Source organism: Streptomyces sp. NPDC039736, assembly GCF_055596485.1.
The window spans coordinates 80,234-95,187 of sequence record NZ_JBVIUQ010000015.1 but is presented as its reverse complement, the minus strand read 5'-3'; the positions used below and the strand labels follow the sequence as shown (position 1 = coordinate 95,187).

At 74.2% G+C, this 14,954-nt stretch carries 15 protein-coding genes and 1 tRNA gene; 8 read left to right on the top strand and 8 right to left on the bottom strand.

Going from position 1 to position 14,954, the window contains the following annotated elements:
• Positions 1–8 precede the first annotated feature (8 nt).
• Positions 9–82: transfer RNA gene (locus ACZ56L_RS33065), tRNA-Thr, on the top strand.
• Between the two features lie 60 nt (positions 83–142).
• On the opposite strand, the gene ACZ56L_RS33060 is transcribed toward ACZ56L_RS33065, so the two are convergent.
• The 4 genes from ACZ56L_RS33060 to ACZ56L_RS33045 all read right to left on the bottom strand — a co-directional run bounded on the left by ACZ56L_RS33060 (position 143) and on the right by ACZ56L_RS33045 (position 2,562).
• Complete coding sequence (locus ACZ56L_RS33060; protein ID WP_471068433.1) at positions 143–778, bottom strand: GNAT family N-acetyltransferase; 636 nt, start codon at positions 776–778, stop codon at positions 143–145.
• 97 nt (positions 779–875) lie between these two features.
• A complete protein-coding gene (locus tag ACZ56L_RS33055; protein ID WP_471068430.1) occupies positions 876–1,490 on the bottom strand; it encodes a DsbA family protein in 615 nt (204 codons plus the stop codon).
• Positions 1,491–1,632: 142 nt separating this feature from the next.
• Positions 1,633–2,142 (bottom strand): Dps family protein, encoded by a 510-nt coding sequence (locus ACZ56L_RS33050; protein WP_345220251.1) that lies wholly within the window; start codon positions 2,140–2,142, stop codon positions 1,633–1,635.
• Positions 2,143–2,244: 102 nt separating this feature from the next.
• Positions 2,245–2,562, bottom strand: coding sequence for a DUF6479 family protein (locus ACZ56L_RS33045; protein WP_345220249.1), 318 nt, complete (start codon positions 2,560–2,562; stop codon positions 2,245–2,247).
• Between the two features lie 107 nt (positions 2,563–2,669).
• Between ACZ56L_RS33045 and ACZ56L_RS33040 the strand changes: the two genes are divergently transcribed.
• A complete protein-coding gene (locus ACZ56L_RS33040; RefSeq protein ID WP_345220247.1) occupies positions 2,670–3,182 on the top strand; it encodes a SigE family RNA polymerase sigma factor in 513 nt (170 codons plus the stop codon).
• 73 nt (positions 3,183–3,255) lie between these two features.
• Positions 3,256–4,602, top strand: coding sequence for a hypothetical protein (locus ACZ56L_RS33035; RefSeq protein ID WP_471068425.1), 1,347 nt, complete (start codon positions 3,256–3,258; stop codon positions 4,600–4,602).
• Positions 4,603–4,726: 124 nt separating this feature from the next.
• On the opposite strand, the gene ACZ56L_RS33030 is transcribed toward ACZ56L_RS33035, so the two are convergent.
• A complete protein-coding gene (locus tag ACZ56L_RS33030) occupies positions 4,727–6,424 on the bottom strand; it encodes a bifunctional 3'-5' exonuclease/DNA polymerase (RefSeq protein ID WP_468692265.1) in 1,698 nt (565 codons plus the stop codon).
• 536 nt (positions 6,425–6,960) lie between these two features.
• On the opposite strand from ACZ56L_RS33030, the gene ACZ56L_RS33025 reads away from it, so the two are divergent.
• Positions 6,961–8,187, top strand: coding sequence for a DUF2786 domain-containing protein (locus ACZ56L_RS33025; RefSeq protein WP_471068421.1), 1,227 nt, complete (start codon positions 6,961–6,963; stop codon positions 8,185–8,187).
• A 37-nt stretch (positions 8,188–8,224) separates the two neighbouring features.
• Here the strand turns inward: ACZ56L_RS33025 and ACZ56L_RS33020 are convergent, their stop codons facing one another.
• Genes ACZ56L_RS33020 through ACZ56L_RS33010 form a run of 3 tightly spaced genes read right to left on the bottom strand, consistent with a single transcriptional unit; the run spans position 8,225 to position 10,955 of the window.
• Entirely contained in the window at positions 8,225–8,749 is a 525-nt protein-coding gene (locus ACZ56L_RS33020; protein WP_471068418.1) for a GerMN domain-containing protein, read from the bottom strand.
• Positions 8,746–10,248: an ATP-binding protein gene (locus ACZ56L_RS33015; protein ID WP_471068415.1), complete on the bottom strand. Its 1,503-nt coding sequence runs from the start codon at positions 10,246–10,248 to the stop codon at positions 8,746–8,748. Before ACZ56L_RS33015 ends, ACZ56L_RS33020 begins: the two co-directional genes overlap by 4 nt.
• A gap of 14 nt (positions 10,249–10,262) precedes the next feature.
• Positions 10,263–10,955: a response regulator transcription factor gene (locus tag ACZ56L_RS33010; protein WP_345226291.1), complete on the bottom strand. Its 693-nt coding sequence runs from the start codon at positions 10,953–10,955 to the stop codon at positions 10,263–10,265.
• A 133-nt stretch (positions 10,956–11,088) separates the two neighbouring features.
• Here ACZ56L_RS33010 and ACZ56L_RS33005 point away from each other — a divergent pair, with 133 nt between their 5' ends.
• Genes ACZ56L_RS33005 through ACZ56L_RS32990 form a run of 4 tightly spaced genes read left to right on the top strand, consistent with a single transcriptional unit; the run spans position 11,089 to position 14,805 of the window.
• Positions 11,089–11,730 (top strand): hypothetical protein, encoded by a 642-nt coding sequence (locus ACZ56L_RS33005; protein ID WP_471068412.1) that lies wholly within the window; start codon positions 11,089–11,091, stop codon positions 11,728–11,730.
• The gene (locus ACZ56L_RS33000; RefSeq protein WP_345220239.1) at positions 11,730–12,803 is read left to right on the top strand and encodes a peptidoglycan-binding protein; all 1,074 of its coding nucleotides are present in this window, start codon (positions 11,730–11,732) and stop codon (positions 12,801–12,803) included. Before ACZ56L_RS33005 ends, ACZ56L_RS33000 begins: the two co-directional genes overlap by 1 nt.
• Positions 12,800–13,609, top strand: coding sequence for an ABC transporter ATP-binding protein (locus tag ACZ56L_RS32995; protein ID WP_471068408.1), 810 nt, complete (start codon positions 12,800–12,802; stop codon positions 13,607–13,609). The genes ACZ56L_RS33000 and ACZ56L_RS32995 overlap by 4 nt, the downstream gene beginning before the upstream one ends.
• Positions 13,606–14,805 (top strand): ABC transporter permease, encoded by a 1,200-nt coding sequence (locus ACZ56L_RS32990; RefSeq protein WP_471068405.1) that lies wholly within the window; start codon positions 13,606–13,608, stop codon positions 14,803–14,805. The genes ACZ56L_RS32995 and ACZ56L_RS32990 overlap by 4 nt, the downstream gene beginning before the upstream one ends.
• The last annotated feature ends 149 nt before the right edge of the window (positions 14,806–14,954 follow it).

The window sequence follows — 14,954 nt, the reverse complement described above, 5'->3', positions numbered from 1 at the left end:
GCGGCGGCGCCGCCTTAGCTCAGTTGGCCAGAGCAACGCACTCGTAATGCGTAGGTCTCGGGTTCGAATCCCGAAGGCGGCTCGGAAGGACCCCAGACCGGAAGTTTCCGGTCTGGGGTTTTCTGTTGTGTGCGGGGCCGGGTCAGGACGGGTCGTTCTGAGGGGTGGGGCGGGTCCAGACCTCCAGGGCGGGGTGGCCGTTGGTGGCGGGGAGGGTGTCGGTGGGGTGCCAGTGCCAGGCTTCGTAGGCTGCCTTGGCCACCGTGTTGGCGGGCTCGATCAGGGTGGTGACGAGTTCGGCGTCGACCCGTACGAGAAGGCGGTCCTGGAGTTCCTCGGCCACGCCCCGGCGGCGGTGGGAGGGGGCGACCATCAGTTCCGCCACGTTGAAGATCCGGCCGGAGTCGGCGAGTTGGCCGAGGGTGGCGGGGGCGATGTCGTGGCGGCCGTACCACCAGGAGCCCTGGCGGTCGGGCAGGTAGCCGTAGATGCAGCCGACCAGGGCCGTCGCCGCGCTGGCGATCAGCATGTCGAAGCCGGGGCGCTGGACGTCCGCGGCGAAGCGGTCGAGGAAGGCGGCGCGGTCGCGGGCGGCGTGGGTGGGCGTTTCGCGGCGCGCGCTTTTGTCGTATGAGATCCGGGTGCCTGTGGACGGCGGACGGGGTGGGGGATCGGAGTCGCGGTACGTTTTCTCGTACAAGTCGGCGATCGATTCCCGCTGTTGGTCCGCCTGCCACCTGCTCAGCCGACGGAAGAAGACCTCTGCCACTGCTGCCATTCCCACAGAGTGTCAGGGGGCGGCGGGGAGTGGAACAGGTCGCCGCTCCTCCGCTCGCCGGTACCCATGCTGGTGTTTGTTCCGGTGCGGGAATCGTCTAGTGCGGCAGTGCCGTTTCGATCTGGGCGGTGACCTCGGCCGCCGGGAGCGGGCGGCCGGTGCGGCCGAAGCCGTGGATGGAGGTCTCGCCCAGGCGCAGGGTCGGCGTCCCGCGTACCTCGCTGCGGGCGAAGGCCTCGGCGACGGAGTCGGCCCACGGCCTGTACGTGCCCGATGAGACGGCCTCGCGGAAGTCGGGCGCGGTCAGGCCCGCCGATTCCGCTACGCGCAGCACCACGGAGGGGCGCCCGTAGGAGTCGACGCTCTCGTCGGGCTGCTGGGCGTAGAGGGCCTCGTGCAGGGTCTTGAAGTCGGCCTGGCTCTCGTTGATCGCGGCGCCGGCCGCGCTCAGTGCGGTGGCGGAGCCCTGCCCGCCGAGCATCCCGTCCAGGAGCGCCGCGAAGTGGTACTCCAGGCGCAGCCGGCCCGCGTCCGCGAGGCCCCGTATCGCCTGGCCCGACGCCTGCTCCAGAGCCGCGCAGTACGGGCAGCGGAAGTCCTCGTACAGGGAGAGAACCGGCAGGTCACCGGGCTGTCCGTACGGGATCACCAGGCCGGAGCCGCCCGTGGTGTGGGCGGGGGCCAGGTGCTGCGAGGACGTCTGCTGCGTCATGGGGCGGGCTCCTTTTTCGGTCCCTCCCAGATACGCACAGGGGCGCGGGCCGCGCATCTTCAGCCTGCGCGGCCCGCGCCCCTGTGCCGCCGGGCTCCCCCGGCAGGGGTCCTGCCCCTGTGGTGTGTCCTGCGCCGGTGGCTCAGCGGTTCTCCGCCTGGAACATCCAGTGCTGCTTCTCCAGCTCCGCCGTCAGGGCGATGAAGAGGTCCTGCGTCACCGGGTCCGGCTTGTCGGTCGCGGCGATGCGCTCCCGCATGCGCTCGATGATGCCGCCCAGCGCTTCGACCAGCAGCGACACCACGTCGTCGTCGGCTGTCCAGCCGGCCTCCTGCTGCGGCAGCTTGCTGCTCGCGGCGACGGTGCCCGCCCGGCCGTCGGGGGCGATGCCGATGGCGGAGGCGCGCTCGGCGACGGTGTCCGCGTAGGAGCGTGCCATGGTGACGATCTCGTCGAGCTGGAGGTGCAGCGACCGGAAGCGCGGGCCGACGATCGTCCAGTGCGCCTGCTTGGCCAGCAGGGAGAGGTCCAGCAGATCGACCAGCGCGCCCTCAAGCGCGATGCCGGTGATCTGGCGGGAGGTCTCGGGGAGCGTGCTCGTGATCACGGGAGTGGTGTGGGTGGGGCGGGTGGTGTGGGTGGGGGTGGCCATGGCCGGGGTCCTCCTGTGGTTCGGGGTGTTCTGGTTGTCCGGGTTGCTCGTGGTGGTCGTGGTGGTCGTGTTCCGCGGTGTCCGGCTCGTGGGCGCGGGCGGTCAGGCGTTCGGGCCCGGGCCGCCCAGGTGGTGCGCGGTGCGGCGGACGCCGTCCTGCGGGAGCTCGTGCGGCTCCGGGTGCTCGTGCACCACGCCCGGCGGATGGTCCCGCTCGGGGGCGCGCGGCTGTTCCTCCGGACGCGGTGTGGCGGGCTCGCGCTTCTTGACGCGGATACCCAGCACCACGGCACCTATGAGCACGCCCACGATCACCAGCCCGATCACGAACGGGGCGATGCCCACCATCAGGTCGCGGGACACCGCGAGCCCGGTGCCGGCGAGCTCTGTTTGGATGCTTTCGGTGCTGTGTGCGTACATGCGTCCCGCGTACCCCACCCGTCGCCGCGAATGCGGGTGAAACATTCCGTCGGGTCCATCGCGTCAGGAAGGTGTGGGCGGGCGCGGGACGAGGGGGCGGAGTTCGCATGCGGGGGACGGGGCGCGACGCGGAGTACCTGGAGTTCGCGACCGTCAGGAGCGGGCACCTCTACCGGTCGGCATGTCTGTTGACCAGCGGGGACACCCACCTCGCGGAGGACCTGACCCAGGAGACACTGGGGCGGATGTACGCCCTGTGGGGCCGGATCTCGCGGATCGACAATCCCGCGGCGTACGCCCAGACCGTTCTCGTACGGACCTTCCTCAGCCAGCAGAGGAGGCGCTCGGCCGCCGAGCGTCCGGTGGGGGATGTTCCGGACGGCGCGGGCGCCCCGGGCGGTGATCCGGAGCTGCGGATGACCCTCCTCCAGGCGCTGGGGCGGCTCGCGCCGAAGGACCGCGCGGTGATCGTGCTGCGGTACTGGGAGGACCGCAGCATCGAGGAGACCGCCGACGCCATGAACGTGAGCTCGGCGGCGGTGCGGACCCGGTCCGTGCGGGCGCTGGCCAAGCTGCGCGAGCAACTGGGCGGCACCCTGGTCGCGTTCGCCTCCGGGTGACGGGGGGCCGCTCCCCGACTGCCCGCCGCACGGCATTTCCAGGACGACACGACACCCATGACGGGGGTTTGCCATGCCACCTTTCGAGGACGAACTCGGCCGGGCGCTGCGGCGCACCGGCGACAGCTTCTCCGCCGACCAGCAACGGCTCGCCGACACGGGCCTGGCCAGGGGCCGGCGCACCCTGCGCCGCCGTCGGGCCGGCGCGGTCACCGGCAGCGTGGCCGCCCTGGCCCTGGTGGGGGTGGGAGGGGCGTGGGCGGGCGGCCTGCTGGGCGGTTCCGGCGGCCGGGGGGACGTGGCGGCACCCGTGCCCGCGGTGGAGCGGACCTCGGGCGCGAGCGACGCCGGGCGGGACGGCGGGAACGAGACCGGAAGGGCCGAGGGCTCGGGCAAGGGCGACAGCGAAGGCGACGGCCACGGCAAGGCGGACAGCGCGGTCGGCGACACGCGCCACATCACTCGCGCCTGGATGACCGACACCTTCAAGCGCCTGATGCCGCGCGGCGAACTGACCGACGTCGAGGCCCGGGGAACGGACGAGGCGGCCCGGGGAACGGAATCGGCGCCGGGGCCCCCGAACAGTCCGATGGTCTCCGCGCTCCACGACGACGGCCGGGGCAAGGGGGCCGTCCGGCTCGGCATCACCCGGGCCGACCCCGGCGGCCATTCGACCCGCGAGATGGTCACCTGCCCGGCCAGGGCCTACGTGCGCTTCGACTCGTGCAGGAGCGAGAAGCTCTCCGACGGTTCGGACTTCATGCTGTTGCAGAGGTATGTGTACAACACCGGCAAGACCAAGGAGTGGCGGGCCGTCCTGGTCACCCCGGACGGGCTGGTCGTCGACGTGAGCGAGTACAACGCGCCCGCCGAGAAGGGCGAGCCGGTCAGCCGCGTCGACCCGCCGCTGGACCCGGCCCAGTTGCGGAGGCTGACGACGGACGGCGCCTGGCGCTCCGTGACCGGCGCCCTGCCCGCGGCGAAACCCGAAGGAGACGTCGGCATCCCGGGGGAGCCGGGCGAGGAGAAGATGCACAGCACCCTGGCCGCCCTGCTGCCCAAGGGGCTGAGGCTCGGTGGCAGGTCCGGTCAGGCCGGGTTCGCCAGTGTGGTCGTCGACGACGGCGGGGGCGGCAGCCTCGTCGAGGTGAACGCCCAGGTCGGCATGGACGACCTGCTCGGCGGGAAGACACCGACCGAGAAGGACGGCACCGTGGTCACGGTGACCCGCAGCGGCAGTGAGAAGGGCGTCGCGGGGATCGTGCAGCTCACCGTCGACGCGGTGAAGCCGGACGGGCGGCGCGTCGTGCTCTCCGCCTTCAACGCCGACACCCAGCACTCCGCCGCCACCCGCGAGCAGCCGGCCCTCACGGCCGAGCAGCTCAAGGCGATCGCGCTCAGCCCCACCTGGTGGAAGTAGTTCCGGTGCGCGTGCTTCCTGCGGAAACAGTCCCCGTGCGCGTGCTTCCCATGGAAGTAGTTCCCGCACCGGAAGTAGTTCCCGCACCGGAAGTAGTTCCCGTACGAGCGGCTCCCGTACGAACTCACTTGGCGTCCGCATAGCACTCCACCTCCGCCACCGTGAACGGGAACCGCACCGGCGTCTCCCCGAAGGCGATCCGTCCGGCCAGGTCACCGGCCGCGCGGATCGCCTCCGCGACCGCCGCCGACTCGTCGGCGGGGCAGTGCACCATCACCTCGTCGTGCTGGAAGAAGACCAACTGGGCCCGCATCCCGGCCTCGTGCAGCGAGCGCCGCAGGGCCGCGAGCACCAGCAGCGCCCAGTCCGCCGCGCTGCCCTGGACGACGAAGTTGCGGGTGAAGCGGCCCCGGGCCCGGCTGTTCCGGGAGGCGTGCCCCGGGGCGAACTCGCCCTCGCCGGACTGCGGTTCCGGGGAGGGCTCCTGGGGCAGGCCCGCCTCGCCGGCGTCGTCGTCCGCGCCCGCCGCAGGGGGGCAGGTCCGGCCGAGCCAGGTCCGTACGAGCCGGCCCTCCTCGCCCGCGCGGGCGGCGTCGTCCACGTACGCGACGGCGCGCGGGAAGCGCCGGCGCATCGCGGCCAGGTTCTTCAGGCCGTCGCCCGAGGTCTGTCCGTATATCGCGCCCAGCACCGCGAGCTTCGCCGCCGCGCGGTCGCCGGAGAAGGCCCGGTCGGAGACCGCCTTGTAGAGGTCGCCGCTCTGGCCCGCCACGTCCATCAGGCCGGGGTCGCGCGAGATCGCGGCCAGCACGCGCGGCTCCATCTGGTCGGCGTCGGCCACCACCAGCCGCCAGCCCGGGTCGGCGACCACCGCGCGGCGGATCACCTTGGGGATCTGGAGGGCGCCGCCGCCGTTGGTCACCCAGCGCCCGGTGACCGTGCCGCCGGGCAGGTACTCCGGGTGGAAGCGCCCGTCGCGCACCCAGTCCTGGAGCCAGCCCCAGCCGTGCGCGGTCATGATCCGGTAGAGCTTCTTGTACGCGATCAGGGGTTCCACCGCCGGATGGTCGACGGACTCCAGCTCCCAGCGCCTGGTGGACCTCACCTTGACGCCGGCCTGCGCGAACGCCTTGATCACGTCGGCGGGCAGCTCGGGCCGCACCCGGCGGCCGAAGGCCCGCGACACCTCGTCCGCCAGCTCCGCCATCCGGCGCGGGTCGCCGCCGCCCGCGTACCGCTCGCCGAGGAGGTCGTCCAGCAGGGCCCGGTGGACGTCGGCCCGCCAGGGCAGGCCGCAGCGGTTGAGCTCGGCGGCGACGAGCATCCCGGCGGACTCGGAGGCGGTGAGCAGGCTCATCCGGCCGGGGTGCTCCGCCTCCTCGTGTCTTCGCTGCTGGTCGGCGTAGACCTCCAGGAGGGCGTCGAAGGGCACGGGCACGGGCTGCGGCTCGAAGAGGGAGGACTGCGAGCCGGGATCGGCCGTGCGGGCCGGCGGGTCGGGCGGCACCGGACGGCGGTGCAGCCGGGCGTGCGCCGCGGCGGCGGACCGCGGCTCGCCCCAGCGGCCCGCGTGGCCCAGCAGGAGGAGCTCGGCGTCCTCGATGTCGTAACAACGCTCCACCCGCACCCCGGCGGCGAGCAGACGCGGGTAGATCTCGGCGGTGTTCCGCCACACCCAGCGACCGACCTCGGGGCGGGAGCGGACCGCCTCGACGAGGTCGCTCTCGTGGCGCGCCCCGGCGGCGGGGCGGCCGTCCCGGGTGAGCGGGGCGAGCAGTGCCCCGCCTCCCTCTGTCGGGGCGACGGCCCACCGGTCGTTCATGGGTGCGAGTGTGGCAGCCGGGTCTGACAATCCGGCCGAAGCACCGCGTTCGCGCAGGTCAGGCGCAGGTCCGTCGGGCTCGGCCGGGAACAGGCCGCCGCGCTGGCCGGTCGCGGCCGAGACCGCGCGGCGCGTACTGGACCCGCTGGGGGTGCGCGAGGTAGCTCCACAGGGGGGACGCCGTCCACGACGCGGCGGGGTACGGAATGCTGCCGGACGCGGTCGCGCTGCGCGGCGGCAGGGGTGACCGGGTGATCACCGTCGCGGACCAGGCGGCGCGGTCCCTCGGGGTGGTCCGTTCCGGTGGCGGCACGGGCGGCCCGCACCAGGCGCAGGCGCTGGGGCATGGGCAGGGGGCGGCACCCGGGTGGGCCGGGAGCGGGCGGGGGCGAAGCCCAAGGAAGCGAGGGCGAACCCCAAGGGGGCGGAGGCGGAGCGCGATGCCCGAGAGGGCGGGGGCAGGAGGTGGCCGGGCGGTGGCTCCGGGGGCGGGCGAGGTATACCAGGGGGGTGAGCCCGACCGAGGAGAGACGACGTTGACCGAAGAGGCCTTCCCCGGGGCGGAGCGGGCGTTCTCCGCCCTGTACGGCACCGGCGACGACGATCTCGACCTCGGCGCCTCGCTGCTGGCCGCCGCCCCCTGGGCGGACGCCGGGCGCGAAGTGCTGCGCCGGGGGCAGGAGTTCGTACGCCGGGCGTGGGACCGGGGGTGGCAGCCCGCCGACGTCGCCCGTCTCGTACGGCGTGATCTCGACGAGGTGCATCTGCGGCTGCTGGCGGACCTGGTCGCCGCCGAGCGGCGCGGACATCCCGAGGAGCCGGTTCCGCCGCGCTGGCGGGCGCAGCTCGATGAGCTCGGGGTCCGCGCGGACGGTGTCTGGTGGAAGCGGGACGACGCGTACGGGGACGCCCTGGCCCGGCGGGAGAGAACCGACCGGTTCTCGCTGGCGACGGCCGCGCTGGAGCTGCTGCGGCTGCTGATCCGGCTGCCCCCGATCGAACCCGTCGGGCCCGCGCCCGGCGCGGGGGCCCGCGTGCGACAGGCGCAGGCGCCGCCCGGCGAGCCGCGCATGCTCACCCGCATCCGGGCGCTCCTCGCCAAGGCGGAGGCCACCGACTACCCGGAGGAGGCCGAGGCGCTCACCGCCAAGGCGCAGGAGCTGATGGCCCGGCACAGCGTCGACGAGGCCGTTCTGGCCGCGCGGGGGGACTCCGCGGCCGGGCCCGGCGCCTGCCGGATCGGGGTGGACGCGCCGTACGAGACGGCGAAGGCGATCCTGCTGGACGCCGTGGCGACGGCCAACCGGTGCCGGGCGGTGTGGAACAGCGCGTTCGGCTTCTCCACGGTGGTCGGTTTCGAGGCCGACCTGGAAGCGGTGGAACTGCTGTACACCTCGCTGCTGGTGCAGGGGACGGCCGCGATGACCCGTGCGGAGGCGGCGCAGCGGGCCGGCGGCAGGAAGCGCACCAAGTCCTTCCGGCAGTCGTTCCTGACCGCCTACGCCAGCAGGCTCGGCACCCGTCTCGCGGAGGCCACCGAGCACGCGGTGGAGGAGGCCGACCGCGGCGGCGCGCTGCTGCCGGTGCTGGCGGCCCGGGACGTCGCCGTGACGGACCGCGCGGAGCAGATGTTCCCGCGCACCACCGCCACCCGGGTGCGCGGAGTCAACGACCTCGCGGGCTGGGAGCACGGGACGGCCGCCGCGGACCGCGCCGCCGTTCCGGGCCGGCAGACGCCGCGGCGCGGACGCATCCGGTCCTGAGCGCGGCGGGTTCCGGGGCGCGGGCAGCGGCCAGCGGTCAGCGTTCCAGGTAGGAGCCGCAGCGGTACGGTCCGACCGTCTCGCGGCCCTCGAACGTCACCTGTACGTCGTCCGGGCGCACCCCCTTGGCCAGCAGCGACTGGGCACGCGCCAGGGTGCACACCAGTTGTCCGGTGGCCAGCTCGTTGAGCCCGTCCGCGAAGAAGGTCTTCGGGCTGCGCAGGACGACCCGCGCGCCGGAGCCGGTCACGTCGTAGGACGGCGGCATGCCCAGCGGTGAGGTGAGGCCCCGTTTGCGCTCCGCCTCGTCGGGGCCCAGCGCGAGGAGCTTCAACGCGGCCGGCAGTTCCCTGAGGGGCTGGGCGTCCGGCCGCGAAACGCCCTCCAGCCGCCCCGCCTTCGACACGAAGTACAGCCGCAGGCCCTTCGTCAGCCCGGTCGCCGGTTCGCCGCCCGCTATGACACCGGTCGGCTGCACGCCACAGGCGCCGAGCAGGAGGGCGCACGCGACAGCGGCGACGGCGGGCAGACGGACGTGGGCACGGGCACGGGTGCCGGTCATCGCGCGGCCTCCTCTTCCGGGTGCGGTGGGTGGCGGCGGTGCGGCAGGCGCAGCGTGAACACCGCGCCGGTGGTCCCGTCCGTCCGGTTGGCCGCCTCGACGGTGCCGCCGTGCAGGCGCGCGTTCTCCAGGGCGATCGCGGTGCCCAGACCGCTGCCGCCGTCGTCCCGGGTGCGGGTGCGGGAGGCGTCCGCCTTGTAGAAGCGCTCGAAGACCTGCGCCAGCACCGGGGCCGGCAGTCCGGGACCGGAGTCCGTGACGGTCACCGTCACCCCGTCCCGCTCCGCCCCCACCGCGACCGTCACCGGGGGAGCGCCGTGCCGCAGGGCGTTGCCGACCAGGTTGGCGACGATCACGTCGACCCGACGCCGGTCGGCCACCGTCCGTACCGCCCGCCCGGGTTCGAGCCGTACCGCGTCCGTCCAGCCGCGCAGGGCGAGCGAGGCCCGGACGGTCTCGCCGACGTCGATCTCGGAGGCGTTCAGCGCGGCGGCCCCCGAGTCGAAGCGGGACATCTCCATCAGGTCGTCCACCAGACGGGCCAGCCGCGCCGTCTCCCCGCTCACCGTGCGGGCCGCGTGCGCGGCGTCCGGCGGGAGCCGGTCGGCGTCCTCGTCCAGGACGGTGGCGACCATCGTCATCGCGGCCAGCGGGGTGCGCAGCTCGTGGCTGACGTCCGCGACGAAGCGCCGGGCCCGCGCCTCCTGCTCGCGCAGTTCGCCGACGGAGGCGCTCAGCTCGTCGGCGGTGTGGTTGAAGTCGCGCGCCAGGTCGGCCAGTTCGTCGCTGCCGCGCACCGCGATCCGGCTGTCGAGGTCGCCCTCGGCGAGCCTGCGGGTGGCCCGGCCCAGCTCCCGCACCGGGCGCAGCACCGTGCGCGCCGCCAGCAGCGCCAGCAGGGCGGCCAGCAGCACCACCGGCAGGATGCCGCCGCGCACGGCGTCCAGGACGCCGGTCGTGTCGTCCTGCTCGGCGCGCAGGGAGGCGACGGCGTAGACCTCCAGACCGGACGTCTGACCGTTCTCGTACGTCACCGGGGTGCCCACCACCAGGTACGGCTCGCCCTCGTGCACGACCCGCTGGAAGCTGACGCGCTCCCGCGTCGCGACGGCGGCCCGCAGTTCCGCGGTGATCCGGGAGTCGTCGGCCAGCGAGTCGGAGGTCGCCTTCAGGTCCTGGTGGCGGGCGACGACGAGCGGCGCGCCGCTCAGCCCGTCCGAGACGCGGGTGGCGAGGGCGGCGAGGGTCCGCACGTCGGGCGGCAGGTCGACGTTGGGGGCGACGGAGCCGACCCGGGCGACGAAGTCCTTCTGGAAGGAGTCCTGGGCGCGCTGGAGGACGGCAGTGCGCGACTCCCGGTAGGCGAGCGCGGTGGCGGTGACCGCGCTGACGAGGGCCACCAGCACGAAGGCCACCACCAGCCGGGCGCGCAAGCCGCCGACGAGCCGCAGCCGTCGCCCGGGGGCGCGCGGGGAGGCGCCCCTCCCGGGAGGGGGCACGCCGGGCGTCCGCGTCACAGCGGTCCGAACCGGTAGCCGAAGCCGCGCACCGTCTGCACGTACCGCGGCTTCGCCGGTACGTCCTCCAGCTTGGCGCGCAGTCTGCCCACCGCCGCGTCCACGATCCGGGAGTCGCCCAGGAAGGTGTGGTCCCACACCGACTCCAGCAACTGCTCCCGGCTGAACACCCGGCCGGGCGACGCCGACAGCTCCAGCAGGAGACGCATCTCGGTGGGCGGCAGCGGGACCGGAACGCCGTTCTTGGTGACGACCAGCCCGGCCCGGTCGATCCGCAGGCCGCCCCGGCCGGCCGCGTCCGGCACCGGCGCCGACGGCTCCGCGCGCCGCAGCGCCGCCCGGATGCGGGCCTCCAGCACCGGCGCGGTGACCGGCTTGACCACGTAGTCGTCGGCGCCCGCCTCCAGGCCGTCGACGACGTCCTGGTCGTCGCCGCGCGCCGTCAGCATGATGACCGGCAGCGTCGTCGTACGGGTGCGGATGCGGCGGCACACCTCGAAGCCGTCCAGGCCCGGCAGCATCAGGTCCAGCACGACCAGCTCGATCCGCGCCCCCCGCCCGCCGTCCAGCAGGGCCAGTGCCTCCTCGCCGGTGGCGGCCGTGTCCACGTCGTACCCGTGGCGGCGCAGCACCAGCTCCATTCCGTCCCGTACGGAGGCGTCGTCCTCGATCAGAAGCACATGCGGCATGAGGCCGATCATGCCGCACACCAGGGCCGCGACCAGGGCCTCGCACCGGGCACCTGCGCCGGGCGCGGGCATTGTTACGTTCCCATCATGTGCCCATGCACGGACCATCACGAGGGGCTTCGAACGTGGGCGCATGACCTTCCCCAGGACGAACCCCCGCGCCATCGCCCGGCTGCGCCTGGCCGCCCTCGTGGCCGCCCCCGTGCTCGCCCTCTCCGTCGCCTGCGGCGGCGCCGACGCCCCCCGGCAGGACGACGCCATCGCCGACGCCCCCGCCGCCCCGGGCACGGGCGCCGCGAGCAGCGGGAACAGCCCGAGCGCCAAGCCCGCCGCCAAGAGCGCCTTCCACGACGCCCAGACGAAGTTCGTCCAGTGCATGCGCGCCAAGGGCGGCTACCCGGAGTACCCCGACCCCAAGGTCGACGGGTACCTCCAGTGGGACAAGATCAACGAGCTCGGCGCGCAGCCCGGCCGCAACGACGGCATCAAGGCCGGCAAGAACAACGTCTGCATCGCGGAACTCCAGGCGGCCATGACGGCGGAGCCCGAGCGCGACCAGCAGAAGGACTACGAGTCGATGCTCGCGCACGCCAAGTGCATGCGCGACAACGGCGTCTCCCGGTTCACCAACCCGCAGATGTCCGGCGGCAACGCCGTCCCCGGCGGCGACCCCAACCCCGCCGACCCGGTGCTCGACCAGAAGTCCCCGGCGTACCAGAAGGCGGCGAAGACCTGCGCGCCGAAGCTGCTCCCCGGCCTGGACGGGCGGGTCTGATGAAGCGCCGCACCGCCCTCCTCGCCCTCGGCGCGCTGACCGCCGCCGCCGTCACCGCCGGCGTCCTCGTCCTCGGCGACGGCGGCGGTGCGGACGCCACGGCACGCCCCGCGCTGCCGGGCGCGACCGCGACGGTGGTACGCACCGACCTGGTGCAGTCCAAGACCGTCGACGGCAGGCTCGACTTCGCGCAGCGGCGCCCGGTCAGGGCCGTCGTCGAGGGCACCGTCACGGTGGCCGCCCCCGTGGGCCGCACCCTCGGCCTGGGCCAGGCCCTGTACGAGCTGAACGACAAGCCCGTCACGCTGCTGTACGGGGCGGTGCCGATGTTCCGCGAGATGAAGGCCGGCGACCGGGGCAGCGACGTGCTCCAACTGGAGCGGAACCTGCGCGACCTGGGGTACGGGTCGAAGCTGTACGTCGACACCCGGTACGACGAGGACACCGAGGCCGCCGTCAAGCGGTGGCAGAAGTCCCTGAACCGGGAGCCCACCGGCCGGGTCGGCATGGGCGACGTCGTCTTCCAGCGCGGCAAGGTCAAGGTCGTCGCCGCGGACGCCGCGCTCGCCGACCGGGTCGGCCCCGACAAACCGGTGCTCACCGTCGCCTCGACCAAGCCCGTCCTGCGCGCCCGGCTGGACCAGGGCGACGGCGCGCTCACCGCCAGGGGAACGCGGGTGGAGGTCACCCTGCCGAGCGGGAGGACCGCGCCCGGCAGGGTGCTCGGGACGGTGGTCCAGGACGAGGCGGCCGAGGGCGGCGAGAAGTCCGGGCCCGACGGCATCACCGTCGAGGTCGAGCTGACCGGGGGCGACGGCGCGGTGGCGGGGGAGGACTCCAGGGCGAGCGCGAGCGTGAAGTTCGTCAGCGAGAGCCGCAAGGGCGTCCTCGCGGTGCCGGTGGAGGCGGTGCTCGCCCTGCGCGGCGAGAACGGCGGCTACGGGCTCCAGGTGGTCCGGGGCGACACCGCCACGACGGTGCGGGTCGAGACGGGGATGACCGCCGACGGGCAGATCGAGGTCACCGGCGGCGGTCTGCGCGAGGGCATGAAGGTGGGAGTGGCGAAGTCATGACGACACCGAAGTCGCCGCCCCCGCGCCCCGTTTCGCCGGTGGCGCTCCCGCCCGCCTCTTCTCCGGTGCCGCAGCCGCCTTCGCGGGAGGCACCGGGCCCGGCGGCGTCGCGGCCCCCCGCGGTGGTGGAGCTGCGCGGCGCCACCAAGTCGTATCCCGGCGGTGTGCACGCCCTGCGCGGGGTGGACCTGACCGTCCACGAGGGGGAGATGCTCGCCGTCGTCGGTCCCTCCGGCTCCGGCAAGTCCACGATGCTCCAGATCATGGGCACCCTCGACAAACCCACCACGGGGACCGTCGAGGTCGCCGGATACGACGTCGGCGCGCTCAGCGACGCCCAGTTGTCCGCCCTGCGCGCCCGTCACATCGGCTTCGTCTTCCAGCACTTCCACCTGGCGGCGGGCCGCGACGCGGTCGACAACGTCGCCGACGGGCTGCTGTACGCCGGCGTCTCCCCGCGCGAGCGCCAGGCGCGTGCCCGGGAGGCCCTCGCCCGGGTGCGCCTCGACCACCGCTACTCGCACACCCCGAGCGAACTGTCCGGCGGCGAGAAACAGCGCGTGGCCATCGCGCGCGCCCTGGTGGGCGGTCCGCGGCTGCTGCTCGCCGACGAGCCGACCGGGGCGCTGGACACCGCGTCCGGGGAGATCGTCATGGAGCTGCTGCACGAACTGCACGCGGCCGGCACCACGGTCTGCGTCATCACGCACGACAACGAGATCGCGGACTCGCTGCCGCGCCGAGTGCGCTTCAGGGACGGGGAGATCGTGTCCGACACGTCCAGCGAGCGGGCGGTGTCCCGGTGAACGCGAAGAAGGACCTCAGACCGTCCCGGCTGGCGCCCCGTGACGTCCTGCGCGTCGGCTCGGTCGGGCTGCGCGCGCGCCGGGCGCGCGTGGTGCTGTCCGCGCTCGGCATCGCCATCGGCATCGCGACGATGGTCGCCGTCGTCGGGCTGTCCGAGTCGAGCCGTGCCGACCTGATGAACCAGCTCGACCGCCTCGGCACCAACCTCCTCACCGCCGAAGCCGCCGAGAGCGCCGACGGGAAGCAGATCAAGCTGCCCAGGAGCGCCGTCGCGATGGTCCGGCGCATCGGTCCCGTGCAGCAGGCCACCGCCACCGGCCACGTCACCGCCCAGGTCCGGCGCAGCGACGTGGTGCCCGAGGAGCGCACCGCGGGCGTCACCACCCTGGCGGCCCGCACCGACCTGCTGAGCACCCTCGGCGGCGGCGTCGACCGGGGCGTCTGGCTCGATCCGGCCAACGAGCGGCTCCCGGTGACCGTCCTCGGCGCGGTGGCCGCCGAACGCATCGGGGTCACGCGCCCCGGCGAGACGATCATGATGAACGAGACGCGCGTGGTCGTCGTCGGCATCCTGAAGCCCGTCGAACTCGTCCCCAACCTGGACCGGACGGCCCTGGTCGGCTTTCCGGCCGCCGAGCGGTACTTCGCCTTCGACGGGCACCCCACGACGGTCTTCGAGCGGTCCACGGACGCCTCCGTGGAGGACGTACGGGCGATCCTGGCCCGCACCATCAGCCCCGGCGCCGAGGCCGGGGTCAAGGTCTCCCGGCCCTCCGACGCGCTGGCGGCCAAGGCGGCCACCGACGAGGGGCTGACGACGCTGATGCTCGGACTCGGGGCGGTGGCGCTGCTGGTGGGCGGCGTCGGGGTCGCCAACACCATGGTCATCTCCGTGCTGGAGAGGCGTCAGGAGATCGGGCTGCGCAGGTCGCTGGGCGCGACGCGGGGGGCGATCCGGGTGCAGTTCCTGACGGAGTCGCTGCTGCTGTCGGCACTGGGGGGCGCCGCGGGGGCCGTGCTGGGGGCGCTGGCCACGTACGGCTTCGCGCGGGCGCAGGGGTGGAGCGCCGTGGTCCCGCCGTGGTCCCTGGCGGGCGGGCTGGGCGCCACCCTGTTCATCGGCGTGGTCGCGGGACTGTACCCGGCGATCCGGGCCGCCCGTCTCCACCCGACGGTGGCCCTGAACGCGACGTGAGCGGGCGGGGGGTCCCGGGGCGGCGGGAGCCGGAAGCGGCCCGGAGGCAGGAGCCGGGAGCGGCCCCCCGCCCCCCACCCCGCCGCGAGGGTTGCCGCACCCGAGCGCGGGTAGCCGGACGCACGGTTCCCCGGCAGCCCGACCGCCCG